Annotated in this window: 14 protein-coding genes; 6 read left to right on the top strand and 8 right to left on the bottom strand. The window is 44.3% G+C overall.

The genetic code is table 11. The features are described from left to right. Positions 1-77: 77 nt before the first annotated feature. From nudC to AB8P72_RS04580, 6 genes are all read left to right on the top strand, one after another. Positions 78-1112, top strand: a complete 1035-nt coding sequence (nudC, locus tag AB8P72_RS04605; protein ID WP_305935421.1) for an NAD(+) diphosphatase — start codon at positions 78-80, stop codon at positions 1110-1112. A 121-nt stretch (positions 1113-1233) separates the two neighbouring features. Next, positions 1234-2085: an RnfABCDGE type electron transport complex subunit B gene (locus AB8P72_RS04600; RefSeq protein WP_305935422.1), complete on the top strand. Its 852-nt coding sequence runs from the start codon at positions 1234-1236 to the stop codon at positions 2083-2085. Positions 2086-2150: 65 nt separating this feature from the next. Then, positions 2151-2846 (top strand): endonuclease III, encoded by a 696-nt coding sequence (gene nth / locus AB8P72_RS04595; protein ID WP_286797249.1) that lies wholly within the window; start codon positions 2151-2153, stop codon positions 2844-2846. A 649-nt stretch (positions 2847-3495) separates the two neighbouring features. Further along, positions 3496-4662: a methionine adenosyltransferase gene (gene metK / locus AB8P72_RS04590; RefSeq protein ID WP_102077141.1), complete on the top strand. Its 1167-nt coding sequence runs from the start codon at positions 3496-3498 to the stop codon at positions 4660-4662. Between the two features lie 216 nt (positions 4663-4878). Further along, entirely contained in the window at positions 4879-5175 is a 297-nt protein-coding gene (locus tag AB8P72_RS04585; protein WP_102077162.1) for a DUF3144 domain-containing protein, read from the top strand. 201 nt (positions 5176-5376) lie between these two features. Continuing rightward, on the top strand, positions 5377-5706 hold the full coding sequence (locus AB8P72_RS04580; protein ID WP_144297078.1) for a hypothetical protein: 330 nt from the start codon (positions 5377-5379) through the stop codon (positions 5704-5706). 186 nt (positions 5707-5892) lie between these two features. On the opposite strand, the gene AB8P72_RS04575 is transcribed toward AB8P72_RS04580, so the two are convergent. The 8 genes from AB8P72_RS04575 to AB8P72_RS04540 all read right to left on the bottom strand — a co-directional run bounded on the left by AB8P72_RS04575 (position 5893) and on the right by AB8P72_RS04540 (position 19077). Next, positions 5893-7548: a BCCT family transporter gene (locus AB8P72_RS04575; RefSeq protein WP_305935423.1), complete on the bottom strand. Its 1656-nt coding sequence runs from the start codon at positions 7546-7548 to the stop codon at positions 5893-5895. A gap of 373 nt (positions 7549-7921) precedes the next feature. Then, the gene (locus AB8P72_RS04570) at positions 7922-9571 is read right to left on the bottom strand and encodes a BCCT family transporter (RefSeq protein ID WP_068408842.1); all 1650 of its coding nucleotides are present in this window, start codon (positions 9569-9571) and stop codon (positions 7922-7924) included. A 132-nt stretch (positions 9572-9703) separates the two neighbouring features. Further along, a complete protein-coding gene (locus AB8P72_RS04565) occupies positions 9704-10954 on the bottom strand; it encodes a PQQ-dependent sugar dehydrogenase (protein WP_305935424.1) in 1251 nt (416 codons plus the stop codon). Positions 10955-11159: 205 nt separating this feature from the next. Beyond that, positions 11160-13757: an ATP-dependent chaperone ClpB gene (gene clpB, locus AB8P72_RS04560; protein WP_198328050.1), complete on the bottom strand. Its 2598-nt coding sequence runs from the start codon at positions 13755-13757 to the stop codon at positions 11160-11162. Positions 13758-14147: 390 nt separating this feature from the next. Then, on the bottom strand, positions 14148-14660 hold the full coding sequence (locus AB8P72_RS04555) for a murein L,D-transpeptidase family protein (RefSeq protein WP_369958091.1): 513 nt from the start codon (positions 14658-14660) through the stop codon (positions 14148-14150). 319 nt (positions 14661-14979) lie between these two features. Then, the gene (locus AB8P72_RS04550) at positions 14980-15771 is read right to left on the bottom strand and encodes an SDR family NAD(P)-dependent oxidoreductase (protein WP_305935426.1); all 792 of its coding nucleotides are present in this window, start codon (positions 15769-15771) and stop codon (positions 14980-14982) included. A 223-nt stretch (positions 15772-15994) separates the two neighbouring features. Next, positions 15995-17719 (bottom strand): AMP-binding protein, encoded by a 1725-nt coding sequence (locus AB8P72_RS04545; protein ID WP_305935427.1) that lies wholly within the window; start codon positions 17717-17719, stop codon positions 15995-15997. Positions 17720-17928: 209 nt separating this feature from the next. Continuing rightward, entirely contained in the window at positions 17929-19077 is a 1149-nt protein-coding gene (locus AB8P72_RS04540; RefSeq protein ID WP_305935428.1) for a DNA topoisomerase IB, read from the bottom strand. Positions 19078-19116 lie beyond the last annotated feature (39 nt).

Below are 19116 nucleotides of genomic sequence, written 5' to 3'. Positions count from 1 at the left end.
TATTTAACTGTTTATGTGAAACAGACTTGTATCCGTTTGGGTACGAGTCTGTCTTTGATTGTTTGGAAACTGAACCTATGAGCCACGCCTTTATACTTCGTGACGAGACGATTTTATGTCATCAAACGCCTCATGGCTGGTGGCCTATGCAGGTTGAGTTACCACAGTCTGATATCGACAACACAGTATCAAACACTCATGGCACTCATAACACGCAGCCAGCTTATCAAGTTGGACGCGTCACGCTATTTGAAAGCTTAGCGCCGACCCAGTGGTTAGTTAACGATGATAGCCGTCAAAATAAAGATAGTTTGGTCGAAGTTGATGCTAATGCTTTTACGGCTAAGGCTACCTTAGCGATGACTTATGATTATGCGATAGCACATCATGTTACGTTGCCTAAAATTTTAGAAAATGCTGAGTTAGAAAGTCGCGGTTTAACAAGCAATAATAAAGAAAAAAATACTTTAGTTACTGACGATTATGCTTTTATTGCTTATCGTCTGCTTATTACAGAGCTGCCGTTTGCCTTATCTGACCAACTTAGTCAAGCCATACAGCTGTTACGCTGGCAAGCAGACACGCAGTTTTGTAGCCGCTGCGCTACCCCAGTCGTCCCCGCTGCGCGCGGTGAGCGTGCGATGGTCTGTCCTATTTGCCGCTTACGCCAGTATCCACGTGTGCAACCATGTATCATTACCGCTATTACCCGACCCAATCCGCAAACGGGTGTCATGCAAATTTTACTGGCGCACCATCATCGTTATGGGCAACAAAAAACCCCTCAGCAAGCACTGCAATATGGTTTGATTGCCGGTTTTGTAGAAGTCGGTGAAAGTTTAGAGCATGCGGTGGTACGCGAAGTGGCAGAAGAGGTGAATATTAGCCTCAAAGATATTCGCTATGTCAGCAGTCAACCTTGGCCGTTTCCATCTAATTTGATGCTTGGCTTTCGCGCAGCGCATGCGGGTGGTGACATCGTGATACAAGAAGACGAGCTGTCACATGCCGATTTCTTTGACCTGACAAATTTGCCAAAAATACCTTTTAAAGGCAGTATTGCTTATGCGCTGATTGCGCAAATTGCTCATGAACAAGGCATCTCACTTTAACGGATATTTAATTTATAAGGGCAAGATGTCTTTTATTAAATATCAACGCCCTTGATAAATAACGCCATTACCCCATTTTTTCATATTAGCACTTAGTACTAATATAAAGGTTTTACATTAAATGCAAAGCACTACCAGTAACAACAGCACTCTTATCCGTCTCACCAATCTACCTATCTTGTTCGATAGCTTGGACCTAGAGCGCTTACCTGCCGCTACCCAAGCAAAGATTGCGCGTATTGACGCCTGCTTGCCGCAAACCCAATGCGGGCTTTGTGACCATGCCGATGGCTGCTTGCCGTATGCGGTGGCGATTGTTATTGATAATGAGCCTTATAATAAATGTGTGCCCGGCGGTCAGCCGGTGACTGATGCGATTGCGCAAATCATCAATCAAGATAGCAGCGATACACAACCACTTAACGCTGAGCCGTCAAAATGGCCGATAGATGTAAGCTCGCAGCGTCCAGTAGAAGTGCGCGCGGTGATTCGAGAAGATGATTGTATTGGCTGTACCAAGTGTATCCCCGCCTGCCCTGTTGACGCCATCGTCGGGACTGGTAAGCATATGCATACTATTTTTACGGACTTATGCACGGGCTGTGAGCTATGTATCGCGCCCTGCCCAGTTGATTGCATAGACTTAGTCACCGTTGAGCGTACCCAATCGACAGCTGAACGCACGCTTGAACAAGAGGATTTGCGCCAACGTTATCATACGCATTTAAGACGCGTTAGTAAGCAGCTAGCGGATAGCAGCAATAGCAAGCCGGTGGTCAGCATGGTAGAAGCCAAGCTAAATAATGCCGCCAGTCAATCGTTAAATATCAGCGAAGAAGAAGCAAAAAATACCATTGCCGCAGCTAAACTACGCAGTAAAATCAAGAAGTTAGAAAAGCAGCTGAGCGTACGGCCTAATGAGAGCAAACAGACGAAGCTTGAAGCATTACAAACTGAGCTTGCCCAACTTTAATAACCCATCTCTAATTTTGAATAACCAATGAATAAAATAATGAATAAAACAGTGCTAACAATGCCATGAGTAAAACCGTTAAACATAAAACTGCCGATACGCCGCCATCGAGGCGCATGCCCAATCGTGATGTGCGGCCGTTTTTTGAGAAACTGGCGGCGACGATTGATGAGCCAGTGACTGAGCTCAATTATAACAGCAACTTTGAGCTGCTTATCGCTGTTATCTTATCGGCGCAGGCGACCGATGTCAGCGTCAATATTGCCACCAATAAGCTTTATCCGGTAGCCAATACGCCTGAGTCCATTCTGGCATTAGGCGAAGAAGGACTAAAAACGTATATTAAGAATATCGGTTTATATAACGCCAAAGCCAAAAACGTCATCAAAACTTGCCGTGACTTGATTGAGAAGTTTGATAGCACCGTTCCTGATAACCGTAAAGATTTAGAGTCTCTAGCAGGCGTTGGGCGTAAGACGGCAAACGTGGTGTTAAATACCGCTTTTGGACAGCCGACGATGGCGGTCGATACCCATATCTTTCGCGTCGGCAATCGTACTGGCCTTGCTACGGGTAAAAACGTCTTAATCGTTGAGAAAAAACTGCTCGAACGTATTCCCGATGACTTTATCGTAGATGCGCATCATTATCTGATTTTGCATGGGCGCTATACCTGTCAGGCTCGCACGCCAAAATGCGGCGCGTGTCCTGTTTATGAAGAGTGTATGTTTAAAGACAAAGCCAAGTTTTTAGAGTTATAGTTTAGAGCTAAAAATTGGGTGGTGTTCTAAAAAGTATGCTGGCGATAAAAGTCAATAAGAAATCTATGCTAAGTTCTCTGATTCTATAGGGCTTTCAAGGCTTCAAGAATTGTTCAGATCTTAATCAGCATACTTTTTGATACACCACCAAAAATTGAAGTCACCGTTTAAAACCATCATTTTAAACATCATGGTCTATATGACGCTTTTCATATCCACTGAAAATCGCTCATAACAAAATGAACCTACAGATAGCAAGCTACTTAACGACTATAGGCGCATTGTTGAGGTTTACTTATCGTATAACAAGCGCAGCTCACTAGAGTTTTATTACGTTTCGAGTTAGAATAAGCGTATTTTTAGCCTGATGCGCCAGATTAATCATCTCTTATATCATCAGGCAATAAACCCATCATAGGTAAATGCTTAGTATTAATTATCATTTATGCTAACGCATGGAAACTGGCTAAGCTGAACCATATTTTTAAAACCTATTTAGTAAATACCTTTTTTACAAACGAATTTAGCAGCACCCATTTATCAAAGATTTAACGCCGAGCAATTGATTTGTTTGGTCAATATTAATTAAAGCAGCGCTCAGACGTTATGCTTTTTCCTATCTTTATTGATTCAATTAAGCGATCCCATTATGCGCGAATACAATTTATTTACCTCAGAATCTGTGAGCGAAGGTCACCCTGATAAAATGGCTGACCAAATATCAGATGCTATTCTTGATGCCATCTTACGTGAAGACCTTCATGCGCGCGTTGCCTGCGAAACCTTGGTTAAAACAGGTGCGGTGATCTTGGCAGGCGAAGTGACCACGACTGCCAATATCGACGTCGAGCGTATCGTCCGTGATACGGTAAATGGCATCGGCTATCATCACTCAGACTTGGGTTTTGATGGTGAGACTTGTGCCGTTATTAATATGCTCGGTAAGCAGTCGCCAGAAATCGCTCAAGGGGTCGATCGTAGCAGCCCTGAAGAACAAGGTGCAGGCGACCAAGGCTTAATGTTTGGTTATGCCAGCAATGAGACTGAAGTATTGATGCCTGCGCCTATCGAATATGCGCACCGCTTGATGGAGCGTCAATCTGAGCTGCGCCGCGCTGGTGAATTGCCTTGGTTACGTCCCGATGCCAAAGCACAAGTGACCCTCAAATACGACGGTAATAAACCGATTGCCATTGATGCCGTGGTGTTATCAACGCAGCACGATCCAAGCATCTCGCAAACCGATTTGCAAGAAGCAGTTATGGAATCGATTATCAAACAAGTACTGCCAGCAGACTTATTGCATGCTGGTACGCGCTATCATATCAACCCAACTGGCAAATTTGTCATTGGTGGTCCTGTCGGCGATGCTGGTTTGACTGGTCGTAAAATTATCGTCGATACTTACGGCGGTATGGCGCGTCATGGTGGCGGCGCCTTTAGTGGCAAAGATCCTTCAAAAGTCGATCGCAGCGCTGCCTATGCAGTACGTTATGTGGCCAAAAACATCGTCGCTGCCGGCATTGCCGATCGCTGTGAAGTTCAAGTCAGTTATGCTATTGGCGTTGCTGAACCAACGTCGATTTCAATTAATACTTTTGGTACCAATAAAATCAGTAACGATGAAATCATCAGCTTGATTCGTAAGCATTTTGACCTACGTCCTTATGGCATCACGCGTATGCTCAATCTATTGCAGCCGATGTATCAGCAAACCGCAACCTTTGGACATTTCGGTCGTCAAGGTTCTGAAACTGCCTTTACGTGGGAAAAAACGGACAAAGCAGAAATTTTAAAAGCCGATGCAGGTTTATAAGACTGTTTACTTGTTTGCATTTTTTAGATGTATTCGGTCTTTATATTTATCAAGTTTAAAGACCGCCATGATATATTCAAATTTACTTACCATTCTTAGGAGTCGCTTATGTCTCAAGACAATATGCCAGACAATGCTCAAAATGACGCGCTAAATGACGCTTTAAATAATAGCCAAAATGACGAAATTGATACCGCTCTTGAAATCACTCCTGAAATGCAAGCGTTCTATCAACGTGCCGACGAAATCATTGGCGTCGCCAACAGTCAACTGGGTCCTAACGCGCACTCAGGTCAAGTCGGCGCGTCCTTGCTGTATGCAGCAGCGCGTTATAGTGCGTCAGTTGCCTCGATTGGCTTTGTAAAAGGTGATGATTTTGCCAAAGAAAAAGACGATATCGTTGAGTTTTATACCAAACAATATCGCCAAATGTTAAGCGACAACTTGACTGATTACGCACAAAACTTTGATAAATATGTGCAGCTTAATAAAGAGGATAAACCTGCGCAGTAAGTTTATAAAAGCTCAGTCAAGAAACGTATAAGAATTAATATCAAAAGCCCAAGCCTTCGTAGCTTGGGTTTTTTGTTACTCTAATAATATGCTTATTAAATATCAGCGACGAATTAAAAAACGAATAGCACATTTGCTTTTTGTTTGAAACTGGCGTTTAATGCAAAAATAAATGATAAAAACGATATAAGGATATTTATTATGCGCGCGCTCTCTACTTTCAAACTTACAGTCACCATAAGCTTTATGCTAGCTTTAGCAGGTTGTAACAATATTAGTTCTAACTCAAACCCGATGCCTGATAGCACGCCCATTCAGCCGCCCGCCTCTAACACCAGTCAACCCCCAAAAGGCCTTGTAGCACAGTGTCCAACCTTTGACCCTGCAAAAACCATGTGTACAGCGCAATACGATCCGGTCTGCGTAAAAACGCAAGTCGGCTCAGTGATAAGCTATCGTACGGCGGGCAATGCTTGCTCAGCTTGTAGCACCCCTGAAGCCGTAAGCTATGTCAAAGGTGAATGTTTATAGTGACAGTGTAGCTGTGAAAGTGTCGTTGTGGAAATACCTCTGTGAACATGCTGCCGTTAAAATTACCAGTTTAAAACCTATAAATTATTAAATGCCCATAAAAAATCCCAGTTTTTAAGCTGGGATTTTTTATAGCTTTAACTACCGATACTTTTCAGAAAATTGATTTTTTAGTTATCTGAAAACCTACTCATCAATCTTCTCGATGCTCGGCGGTCCGGTTAATAATTCTTCATCGCGGAACTCATTGGCAGAGTTGTGCTCAGCCGATTCTTCAGTGATAAACCATTGCTGATTACGATAAAGTATCAATCTATCACGGCTCAAACCACGTAGCAATGAATACATCATAATCACGATGACCACGGCAAACGGGAAGCCCGAGACGATAGAAGCAGCTTGCAGCGCGCCTAGGCCACCTGCAGCTAAAAGCACCGCCGCTATCACGCCTTCTGTACCTGCCCAAAATAAGCGCTGAATTTTCGGTGGATTGGTATCACCGCCTGAAGTCAGCATATCAATGACAAAACTGGCAGAATCTGATGAGGTGACAAACCAAAGCACAATCATTACTACAATTAGGCCATTTAGTGCGGCGGTAAGCGGGTAGGACTCCATCAATTTAAAAATAGCACTACCGGTATCCGCGCGTACTGCTTCAACCAGTCCTGGACTTGCGATACTGGGGTCAACCGCTGCCATCAGCTCCATATGGACGGCCGAACCACCAAAAGCGGTGAACCATAAAAACAAAATAGTAATCGGGATTAATAACACCCCTAGAATAAACTCACGAATAGTACGGCCACGAGAAATACGGGCAACGAACACACCAACGAATGGCGACCAGCTAATCCACCACGCCCAGTAAAACACCGTCCATGAGGACTGCCAATTGGCCTCCCCCTCATAAGACTCTGTCCAAAGTCCCAGCGGAATCACTTGATGCAAATAATTACCGATATTCTCAAAGAAGCTGTTAAAAATAAACTGGGTAGGACCCAAGATAATCACAAAGCTTAACAGCACAATGGTAAAGAAAATATTGATATCGCTTAAGCGCTTAATGCCTTTATCAAGCCCCATCAATAGTGACAATCCTGCTAGCATGGTGATAATGACAATTAGGATAATCTGCACAGTAATATTATTTGGAATACCAAATAGACTATCAAGCCCTGAGTTAATCTGTAGCACCCCAAGACCTAGAGTAGTGACTACGCCAAACATGGTACCAAATACCGCCAAAATATCGACCGTATGACCCATAGGGCCGTAGATTTTTTTACCGATGAGGGGATATAGGGTCGAGCGAATCGCCAACGGCAAGCCACGGCGGTAATGAAAATACGCCAAAGATAACGCCACCATGCCATAAATCGCCCACACATGCAGGCCATAATGCAAAAACGAGATACTCATCGCTTGCTTGGCCGCGGCAATAGTTTCAGGCTCGCCCAACGGCGGTGCCATAAAGTGATAGAGCGGCTCAGCCGTACCCCAATATAGCAAACCAATACCGATACCCGCCGAAAACAGCATGCCAATCCAAGACACCAGATTGTACTCTGGATCCTCGTTTTGGTGACCAAGCCTGATATCACCATAGCGGCTAAATATCAAATAGATACTCATCACCAACGTTAAGTTGACCACCATGATAAAAAACCAACCAAAGCGCATCGATACAAATGCCTTCGCTTGGCCAAACACTTCGCTTGCCAATTCGTTAAAAAAGGCACCGAATATGATAAACGCGAGGATTAAAATCGCTGAGGTTAAAAAAACAGGTCTACTTACCCGCGGGAAAGGGCCCAATCGGCCAACTTTAACATGATCCATTCAGTCGTCTCAATTTTTTAGGACGCCAACCTTAACAAGATATCTACAAACTATCAAATCGCGCCAGTCATCCGTTCATGGTAAAAATGAAAAACCCTAAGACAACGATGCATCTTAGGATTTTAAATGACAATTATTATATTGTGTTTTTAAGTAAAACCAACGGCAGCTAACTACATGATTGGCTTGATAAAAATGATTTTAAAGCCAATATTTTTAGAACCGCCAATAGTAGGTTTGCTTTAAATCAATCAGTGCGACTGGGATGAATTTTGCGTAGCCTCTGTGATAGCGGCAAGCAAGAAAAATTTATACCAGTTGCACGTGCTAACTCGCGTATCTATTGATTTCAAACCGACTATACGCAGCTTAATTAATCACCTTTAACAATTTTAGGCGGACCTTTTAATAAGTCCTCATCGACAAACTCACTGGCCGAATTATGGTCAGCTGACTCATCGGTAATATAACGCTGCTGATTGCGATATAAGATAAGTCGGTCGCGGCTCATACCGCGCAGTAACGCATACATCATCACAAAGATGACCAACGCAAAAGGTAGACCTGCCACAATAGCCGCCGCTTGCAGGGCATCTAAACCGCCCGCTGCCAATAATATGGCGGCAATCAAACCTTGCATCAGCGCCCAAAACAAACGCTGGATTTTGGGTGGATTGGTATCACCGCCCGCCGTCAGCATATCGATGACAAAACTGGCCGAGTCTGATGAGGTGACAAACCAAAGGACAATCATTACCACGATTAATAAGGTAATCGGTTTGGTCAATGGATAATATTCAACCAGCTTAAAGATGGCACTACCGTAATCGGCTTGCACTGCCGCGACCAATCCTGGGCTAACCACCTCAGGATTCATGCCTGCGAGCAGCTCCATCTGTATCGCCACACCGCCAAAAGTCGTAAACCAAAAAAACAAAATCGTCATCGGTATCAGCAGCACGCCAAATACAAACTCACGAATGGTACGTCCACGGCTGATACGCGCAATAAAGACACCGACAAATGGCGACCAGCTGACCCACCATGCCCAATAAAATATCGTCCAAGCTTTTTGCCAATCGGTATTACTATAGGCTTCGCTCCACGTCGACAACGTGACAATATTTGCCAAATAATTGCCCACGTTTTCTATAAAACTGTCAAAGATAAATAGCGTAGGACCTAAAATCACCATAAACGCCAATAAAATACCGGTCAGCCCCATATTGATATCACTAAGACGTTTGATACCTTTATCAAGACCAAGCATCAGCGAGCCACAAGCCAATGACGTCACAAAAGCAATGATAATAAACTGTATCGTCAAAGTAGAGGGAATACCAAATAATCCCTCAAGGCCCGCGTTAATTTGCATAACGCCAAGACCTAAAGAGGTCACCACCCCAAACATCGTCCCGAATACGGCTAAGACATCGACCGTATGCCCCCATTTACCATAAATCCTTTGTCCAAGAATAGGATAAAGGGTTGAGCGTATCGATAACGGCAAACCACGCCGAAAATGAAAGTACGCAAGCGACAGCGCAACGATGGTATAAATCGCCCATGCATGCAGCCCCCAATGTAAAAACGACAGATTCATCGCTTGTTTTGCCGACTCTAAGGTTTCTGCCTCACCAAGCGGCGGCGCCATAAAGTGATATAAAGGCTCAGCCGTCCCCCAATACACCAGTCCAATCCCGATGCCCGCCGAAAAAAGCATCGCAATCCATGAAAATAAGCTGTATTGCGGTCGCTCCGTCTGTTTGCCTAGACGTATATCACCGTAGCGACTGGCAGTCAGATAAATACAGAATACCAACGCCATATTAAACAAGATGATAAACAACCAGCGGAATTTTTCGGCGATAAAAGCCTGTAAGAAGCTAAAAAGTGCTGCTGCCGTTTCAGAAAATAACGAACCAAAAATAATAAAACCGACGATTAAGACACTTGAGGTAATAAACACCGGTTTATTTACCTTTGGAAATGGCCCAAGTTTACTTACTTTTACTTCGTTCATTCGCTAAACCCTTAAATTTAAGAAAGGCTACCTTAACAAACTGCGCCCTAATTATCAATTTACTACAAGATAAGGGCGACTAGACTCTTTTATTAGTAATACGACTTGCAGTCTAACTAGTTATTTAAATGGCTATCGAGGTAGCAATTGCAGCAGCCTACCTTTATCGCCATCTTCTAATAACCACACTTGCCCATCGACAGTTAACACACTACGAATTCGTTCACCCATATCATAGCGGTAGCGTTCGGCAGCGTCGTTATTGTCATCAAGCGTAACGACGATAAGCGCTTTTGAGGATAAACCACTAATCAGCGCATTACCTTGCCACGCTGGAAAATCATTATATTTACCAGTCTGATAAATGCTCATCGACGACGGTGATATTACAGGCGTCCAAGATATTTTTGGCGCGGCAAAATCAGGGTGCGTATCATGACCAGGGATATCCGTCCCGGAATAATTGCGTCCGTTCGAGACCACGGGCCAGCCGTAATTATTGCCTTTTTCTATCAGATTAAATTCGTCACCACCGCGCGGCCCCATTTCATGCGCCCACAGCCTACCTTTATCATCGAATGCCATACCAAGTACGTTGCGATGACCAATCGTCCAAAATTGGGTAGCAATATCGCTGCCATTTTGCGCAAATGGATTATCGGCTGGCACTGAACCATCAGGATGTAATCTGACAATTTTACCCAAATTCACACTCATATCTTGTGCTGGTGTTTTTTCTTGACGCTCGCCTGAGCTGATATATAAATACTGCCCGTCAGGTGAAAAAAGCAAGCGATGGCTATAATGCCCTTGTCCTTTTGGTTTCGGGGTTTGCTCCCAGATGGGCGTTATGGCTTGCAAGCGTGGCGCGTCAGTATCTAAGCCCATTAACGTCGCTTTGATAACTTTTGCCCCAAATTTATTACTATCAGCGCCCATGCCTGCTTCGACATAGCTGATATAGATATTATTAGAAGTAGCAAAATCCGGCGCAAGAATGATATCGCCAAGGCCGCCCTGCCCGCCATACGCTACTTTTGGCACACCATTAACGCTTATCTTGACACCTGTTGCCATATCAACAATCAAAAGCTCGCCTGCTTTTTGGGTTACGAGGAGCCTGGGTGGCTGTTTATGAATGCGAGGTAATGCGGTCATTGCCCAAGGTTCATCAAAGGTAGCAACCGTCTTGGTTGTAAAGGTAGGTTTTTCAGTATTGGCTAGGGACTCTTCGACAGAGGCTTGCCCTTCTTTATACTCGGTCAAATCGTTATTGGTATTGACGGCGGCAGGATTGGAGCACGCAGAAGCACTAAACAGCAGTGATGTCATGACTAATGATAATAGTAATGGCGTATTTGTTGATTTTTCATAGGTTATCATCCTGATTTATCTCCTTAGTTTTGCCGTCTTTTTATGTGCCTTATCATTATTTATACCACAATCAAAGCGCGCAAACGGTAAATAATATTGGCACAAAAAAAACCCCTTACCTGCCTATATAAGATATAGAGAAGTAAAGGGTTTTTAGGTTTATACCATTCAGCAAATGATATTTAACCAATGTATGTTAAAACGAACGTTTATTTTAGCTCATTCTAAGCTTATCAAAGGTCAACTCATCATCAGCGCCGACATCGATTTTGATGATATCGCCTGGGACGAAATCACCGGCCAACAGTTTCAATGATAATGGGTTTTCGATCTCTTGCTGAATAGCACGTTTTAGTGGACGCGCACCATACACAGGATCATAACCCACTGCGACCAATTTATTCATCGCATCTGCCGATAGCTCGATATCCATCTCACGCTCTTGAATGCGTTGACGTAAACGATCCAATTGAATATCGGCAATACCTGCCATCTGCGACATACCAAGCGGATGGAAAACCACAATTTCATCAATACGGTTGACGAATTCTGGGCGGAAATGCTGCCCGACCGACTCCATGACTTCCGCTTTGATATCCTCGTAGCTCTCACCGACCATTTCTTGGATTTTATGCGAACCCAAGTTACTGGTCATAATAATAACGGTATTTTTAAAGTCGACCACGCGGCCTTGCGAATCAGTCAAGCGACCATCGTCTAGCACTTGTAGCAAGATATTAAACACATCAGGATGCGCTTTTTCGACCTCATCAAACAATATCACGCTATAAGGCTTACGGCGTACCGCTTCGGTCAACGTACCGCCCTCTTCATAGCCGACATAACCTGGAGGCGCGCCCACCAAACGGCTAACGCTGTGTTTCTCCATGTACTCACTCATGTCGATACGAACAATTGCATCCTCACTATCAAACAAGAAGTTCGCCAGTGATTTGGTTAATTCCGTTTTACCGACACCCGTTGGTCCAAGGAACAAGAACGACCCAGAAGGACGATTCGGATCCGACAAACCAGCTCGGCTACGGCGCACGGCATTGGCAACGGCTTCGACCGCTTCGTCTTGACCAATAACGCGCTCATGGAGCTTTTCTTCCATTGCTAGCATTTTGTCACGCTCACCTTGCATCATTTTGCTCACTGGAATACCAGTCGCCGCTGCTACGACTTCGGCGATTTCGTTATCCGTGACTTTATTACGTAGCAGTTTTACACCGCTATCTTCACCGCTCTGTTCTTTTTGCTCAGCCAAATCAGACTCGTGAATACGGCGCTCAAGCTGCGGAATGGTTTCATACTGCAGCTTACTCATGGTTTCATAGTCGCCTTCGCGGCTGGCTTTATCATAAGCAATACGCGCTTTATCCAGCTCGTCTTTTAGCTGCTGACTGCCTTTAACGAGCGCTTTTTCCGCTTGCCAAATCTCATTAAGATCCGCGTATTCTTTTTCTAGCTCTTCAATTTGGCTATCAAGTACTTTACGTTCTGCTTGCGCGCCCGCATCTTCTTCGTTTTTGAGTACTTCACGCTGCATTTTTAACTGAATTAAACGGCTATCAAGCTTACCGAGCGCTTCAGGTTTGCTGTCCATCTCCATACGCAGGCGACTGGCAGCTTCATCAATTAAATCAATCGCTTTATCAGGCAATTTGCGATCGGTAATATAACGATGGCTCATGCGCGCTGCCGCAATAATCGCGCTGTCTTGGATATCGACACCATGATGCAGCTCATAACGCTCTTTTAGACCACGCAAAATCGCAATGGTGTCTTCAACCGTTGGCTCATCGACCAATACTTTTTGGAAACGGCGCTCAAGGGCGGCATCTTTTTCGATAAATTGACGATACTCGTCCAAGGTCGTTGCACCGACGCAGTGCAGCTCACCGCGAGCAAGCGCAGGTTTTAGCATGTTGCCTGCATCCATCGCGCCTTCTGACTTACCAGCACCGACCATGGTGTGCAGCTCATCAATAAATAAGATGACATTACCTTCTTGCTTCGCCAAATCACTAAGAACCGCTTTGAGACGCTCTTCAAACTCACCGCGGAATTTTGCCCCCGCAATAAGCGCCCCTAAGTCTAACGACAGCACTTCTTTACGGCGCAGTCCTTCTGGCACATCACCATTGATAATTTTTTGCGCCAAGCCTTCAACGATGGCGGTTTTACCAACACCTGGTTCACCGATGAGCACAGGGTTGTTTTTGGTACGACGCGATAGCACCTGAATGGTACGGCGAATCTCTTCGTCACGACCAATCACCGGATCAAGCTTACCAAGCTCAGCTTGCTCAGTTAAATTAATGGTATATTTATTCAGCGCATCACGCTGATCTTCGGCATTTTGATTATTCACCGTTTCATCACCTCGCAGTTGCTCAATGACCGCTTTTAGCTTACTTGCCGTCACCCCAGCACTTTCAAATATCTTTTTGGTGTCGCCTTGCTCAGCAAGTGCCAACATCACCCATTCAGTGGCGATAAAATCATCGCCCTCTTTTTGCGCTTGGCGATCGGCCAAGTTCAAAATCTTCACCGAATTTGGGTTTAGATTAACGTCACCAGTTGGCTCGCTAATCGTCGCCTGATTGTCAAGCGCTTTTGCCACGCCATTTTTTAATGCTGGAATAGACGCGCCGGCTTGCTGACAAATAGATAAGTTAGACTCATCTTGTAGCAATACGGCCAGCAAATGCACAGGGTCAATCCCAGTATGGTCGCGACCTAGCGCCAAACTTTGGGCTTCTTGAATCGCTGATTGCAATTTTTGGGTAAATTTCTCGAATCTCATAGTGTGTCCTTTAATCATTAATAGTCGTTTGTATCTGCTACTCGCTGCGGCTTTTTATAAGTATTCAGATGCCGCAAGCTTTTCGTTGTTATTTATATAAGGTTTGTTGAGTAATATTTCAATGTCATTTTAACTATTGTCAATAGTATTTATTGACTTGTTGGTATCGACCTATGCAGCACATATATGAGCAAAGGTAAAATCTGCAAAAAAAAATTAAACCTTACTCATAACAATGATATAACGTTAAAGTATTAATAGGCACATTTATAAGAGATTTCAAGAGAGATTAGTAAAGAAAAATTAGGAAGTCTTGAGGCTGTACAGACAGAGAGAAATATATTTTAGCGGACGACTAAAACAGTCAAATGCGGGAGATTAACAAACTATTTATTCTACAATTTCGATCGGTGTACCAACATTTACCGCAGCCATGATTTCATCCATCTCATCATTGGTCACGGCTATACAGCCTTCCGTCCAATCGCGTTGCTGGTTCAGTAGACCCAATGCACCAAAACCGTTTTTTTGCCCATGAATCATGATATCACCGCCAGCACTGACACCTTGCGATTTGGCACGGGCTTTATCGGTAGTATTTGGATAACTTATGTGGATAGAGCGGTAATATCCAGATTTTTCATTTTTATAATCGAGTGTATAGCTGCCAACAGGGGTGCGCTGATCACCTTGTTGCTGCTTATGTCCAATAGGATTACCACCGAGCGCAATGTGATAAGACTTAATCACTTTATCATCACTTAGTAGCTGCAGGGTACGAGCAGATTTATCGACAAAAACTTTATCAACCACAATATTGTTAAGCATGGCTTGTTTGTTCTCTGAAACACCCTCAGCAGCAACGGCACTCGTGCTAGTAATGATAGCGAGGCTAATACCCATGACAATAAATAACCAAGGTGAATATTTACCCCACTCTCAACTTATTTTTCTAAGGTATTGGTTTACTTATTTTTTAAAATTTCAGTTAAAACAATTAGAATTTTAAATTCTATAAAAATCAAAAGCCTACGACAAGTTGAGATTGGCGTAATATTTACTATTTATATTGAAAAAAGACATAGCTTTTGGTTCTTAAAGGTAAGCGTTCATTGATAAAATCATCTTTGATAAGATAGCAAAAGACTATGCCAAGTTTATGAAATTATACAACTAAAGCTAAGTATTTAATAAGAACTACTGAATAATACGTCCTTAAAACCTACACCATACGAATCGCGCCATCGAGGCGAATCACTTCGCCATTTAAGTAGGCATTATCAATAATGTGCGTGACCAATTTAGCAAACTCACTAGGGTTGCCCAAACGCTTAGGATAAGGGACACCGGCCTCTAACTGCTCGCGCGCTTTTTCAGGGATAGTCTCCATCATCGGCGTGGCAAACACACCAGGAGCAATCGTCATGACGCGAATACCGTGACGTGCCAGCTCACGCGCTAGCGGTAAAGTCAGGCCAACGACGCCCGCTTTCGATGATGAATAGCTTGCTTGCCCTACTTGCCCATCAAAAGCAGCGATAGAGGCAGTATTGATAATGATGCCATTATCAGCATTCTTCTCTGCGTCGCTTTCTGTATTATTGCCGTTCGCAGCGCGCTTAGCAATACTGGCCGCGACCAAACGTGCCACGTTAAAAGAGCCAACAAGATTGATATTAACCCCGCGGCTAAAAGCATCAAGATCCGCTGGATTGTTTTCACGATCAAGCAGCTTTTGTACCACAGCGATACCTGCACAGTTAATGGAACCTTGCAGACCACCAAACTCTTTTTCAGCCAACTCAACGGCCGCTTGCACCTCATCACCACTGGTCACATCACAACGTGCAAAGCGTACATTATCACCTAACTCATCAACCAAAGCTTGCCCAGTTGACTCGTTCAAATCAGCAATGACGACCTTGCCGCCTTGACTGACGATAGCGCGAACCACGGATTCGCCCAGACCTGACGCACCGCCTGTGACCAAAAAGCTGTGTTGTTCCATTTGCATAATTATTCCTTTAATCGAGGTTTTTACTGGTATTTTTTAAGCTAACCATAATGAATTCACTGTAAAATAGATACAGTGCGACTGGGATGAATTTTTCGTAGCCTCTGCGGTAGTAGCAAGCAAGGAAAATTTATACCAGTCGCACATAACTATTAACGTAACGATGTTATCTTGAACGGACTATACTTTATTGTCTTAAACGGCTATCGATGTTTTCAGTACTTTATGCCGCTGACAAACTGCGCAACAAGAAACGCTGGATTTTACCGCTTGGCGTTTTTGGTAGCTCCGACACAAATTCAACCTCACGCGGGTAAGCATGCGTCGATAGACGTTTACGTACCAAGTCTTGAATCTCTTTAGCAATCTCATCTGTCCCTTTGATGCCATCTTTTAGCACCACATAAGACTTAATCGTATGACCGCGCACCTCATCTGGCACGCCAACTGCTGCGGATTCTGCCACTGCCTCATGCTCAAGCACGGTGTTTTCCACATCTGTCGGCCCTACGCGGTAACCTGCCGTGATAATAATGTCGTCATCACGCCCAGAAAACCAATAGCTGCCATCGCTATGGCGCTCGACCACATCGCCAGTCAAATAGTAATCATCCACAAAGGCGTCTTTTTCATTCCAACTATAACCGCGGAAATAAAACGCTGGCGATTGGCTAACCACTACGGCAAGCTGTCCTTGTTCACCATCAGGCAATACTTGCATGTCATCATCTAATACGACAAGTGTGTGACCCGGTAGCGCCATGCCCATCGAACCAGTAGGACATTCATGTGCTAATGCATGGTGCGCACAGCAGGTCATGCCCGTCTCTGTTTGACCGTATTGGTCCTTCACTTGGCAGTTTAGATAAGTTTCCACCCAATTAACCACTTCGGTATTTAAAGTTTCGCCTGCTGAATTGGCACAGCGCAGTGCTAAACGTGCGCTAGCATCGTCATGTGATTTCTCAAATACACCGCTCGATTTCATCATCCGAAACGCCGTTGGCGAAGAAGCTAAATTGGTAATTTTATGGCGAACCATAAAGTCGCGGGTATTGGCAGCATCAAAGCCCGCCTCGTTAAAGTAAGTCGTGACGCCCATCAGTAAAGGCCCCGTAATCGCGTAATATAATCCATATGCCCAGCCGGGATCGGCCATATTCCAGTAGTTATCATCGGCGCGCAAGTCAATCGCATAGCGCATATACAGATAAAAAGCAGATAACGCTGATAACGGCACACTGACGCCCTTTGATTTACCGACCGTACCTGAGGTAAACATTTGCAAAAACGGCGCATCTTCATTGAGAAAAACAGCCTCTAGCGTTTGCGGCTGGGTCGCCATCATCTGAGCATAATTATCATCAGCCCATTTGCTTTCATTATCAGCTTGCGCATTATTCTTACTGCCAACCATGACCATTTTGGTTTGCTCGGCTAAGTCTTCAAATTTACTACGATTTTCAATATTGGTAAAAACCACTTTGGTATTGGCTTTATCCATGCGGTATTTAATCGAATCATAGCCAAAAGCGGTAAATAGCGGTTGATAGACTGCGCCAATCCGCCAAGTCGCTAGTACAATGATGAGTAGCTCAGGGGTACGCGGTAGCATGGTCGCTACTTGGTCGCCAACTTGTACGCCGTAGGATGTTAATAAATTGGCCACTTGCGCACTGGCTTTATCAAGCTCAGCAAAAGTCATGCGCGTCACATTGCCAGCGGTATCTTCATGCACTAAGGCTAGATTATCGCCGCGTCCATCACGCACATGACGACCGCAGCAGGCCATATAAGCATTTAAACGGTCATCTAAATGCTCGCCATAGATTTCTGCCAATAACGCATTCATATCAAAATTATGATAGTAATCGTTGTAGCTCGTTGGTGTGTGGGTAGTATCTTTAGTAGATTTTGCGGACGAATGATTGGAAGATGTGGTGTTCATAAGCTAATCCTTTAGCAATAGAGAGTCGCTGACGATAGACGATATCAGCACTTTATTAGAAGTCAAACAGTCCTATCCTAGTCACTATTTGCTCTTATGGTTTGCGCATATAAAAATGCGTATACTCTATTAGTAACGCATTTTTATATTTATATCAATACATAACGTATCATTTTCAGAAATTAATACGAGTTTTGCTAAAAATAAATTTATTGGATAGCATTTAAAAAGCCTAGCAGCGCTTTCTCTTCGCAGCTTTGATATTGTTTGGTACGGCCACGGCGCGCTTGTTTATAACACTCAAAAAACTGCCCTGCTAAAAAGCGCTCGATAATAACCGGATTGATATAAGACGCTCGGCAAACAGCAGGCGTATTGCCAAGCTCTTCTGCGACTTCTTTGACCATATCAACGACCAGCTGCTGGCGCTCATTACTATTAGGCTCACTGGCTAGTATTTCTCTGCCATTCGAGCTCTGCAGCTCATCGTACAAATAACTGGCCGCAAGGACGCTTGCCATCCAAGTACGAAAATCCTTGGCGCTATATACATTGCTGCTGTATGCCTTGCCCTCACTATAATGACCGCCAGTATGATGACCGCCAGTATGCGACCGTATATAGTCATTGATATCGCTACTATCGACGACTTGCTTATCACCATTATCATCCAAATATTTAAAAATCTGATAACCTGGCAGCTCAGAGCAGGCTTGTACAATCTCAATTAAGCGCTCGTCTTGCAGTTCAATATGATGCTCTTTGGCACTTTTCCCGACAAAATCAAACGCTAAGCCATTGTCCGTTTCGCTGACGTGCCTGCTACGTAAGGTGCTTAAGCCATAGCTTTTATTGAGCTTGGCATAGCGGCTATTACCGATACGAATTAAGGTGGTTTCCAGCAATTTAACCACGGCGGCAAGTACATTGGCGCGTGATAGTGGGGCTGCTTCCAAGTCTTTTTCGACTTGCGCTCGCAGGTTTGGCAACGTTTCAGCAAAGCCTATCATCGCTGCAAACTTAGCATTGTCTCGCACGCGATTCCATTCGGGATGATATAGGTACTGCTTGCGCGCTTTATCATCGCGGCCTGTCGATTGCAGATGACCTTTATCATCTTGGCATATCCAAACCTCTGACCACATCGGTGGTATCACCAGCGCATCAAAACGCTGGCGTAACGCTTTGTCTTTCACCGTTTTTCCGGTGGCGTCTTTATAAGTAAAGCCGCGGCCCCAACGCCTGCGCGTAAACCCTGGCTCATCATCGCTGACGTAGCGTAAGTTGGCCAAGCGCGCCAGACGCTCGTAATCATGGCGTACATCTTGCGTGGTCGTTTGGTCATCTAGCTTCGCCATAATACATACTCGATTGATAAAATAGTCGTTTTAGCATAA

This window comes from Psychrobacter sp. CLB018 (assembly GCF_041222815.1).
In the GTDB taxonomy this organism is placed as follows: Bacteria; Pseudomonadota; Gammaproteobacteria; order Pseudomonadales; family Moraxellaceae; genus Psychrobacter; species Psychrobacter faecalis.
This window is presented reverse-complemented; position numbering and strand designations above follow the sequence as displayed.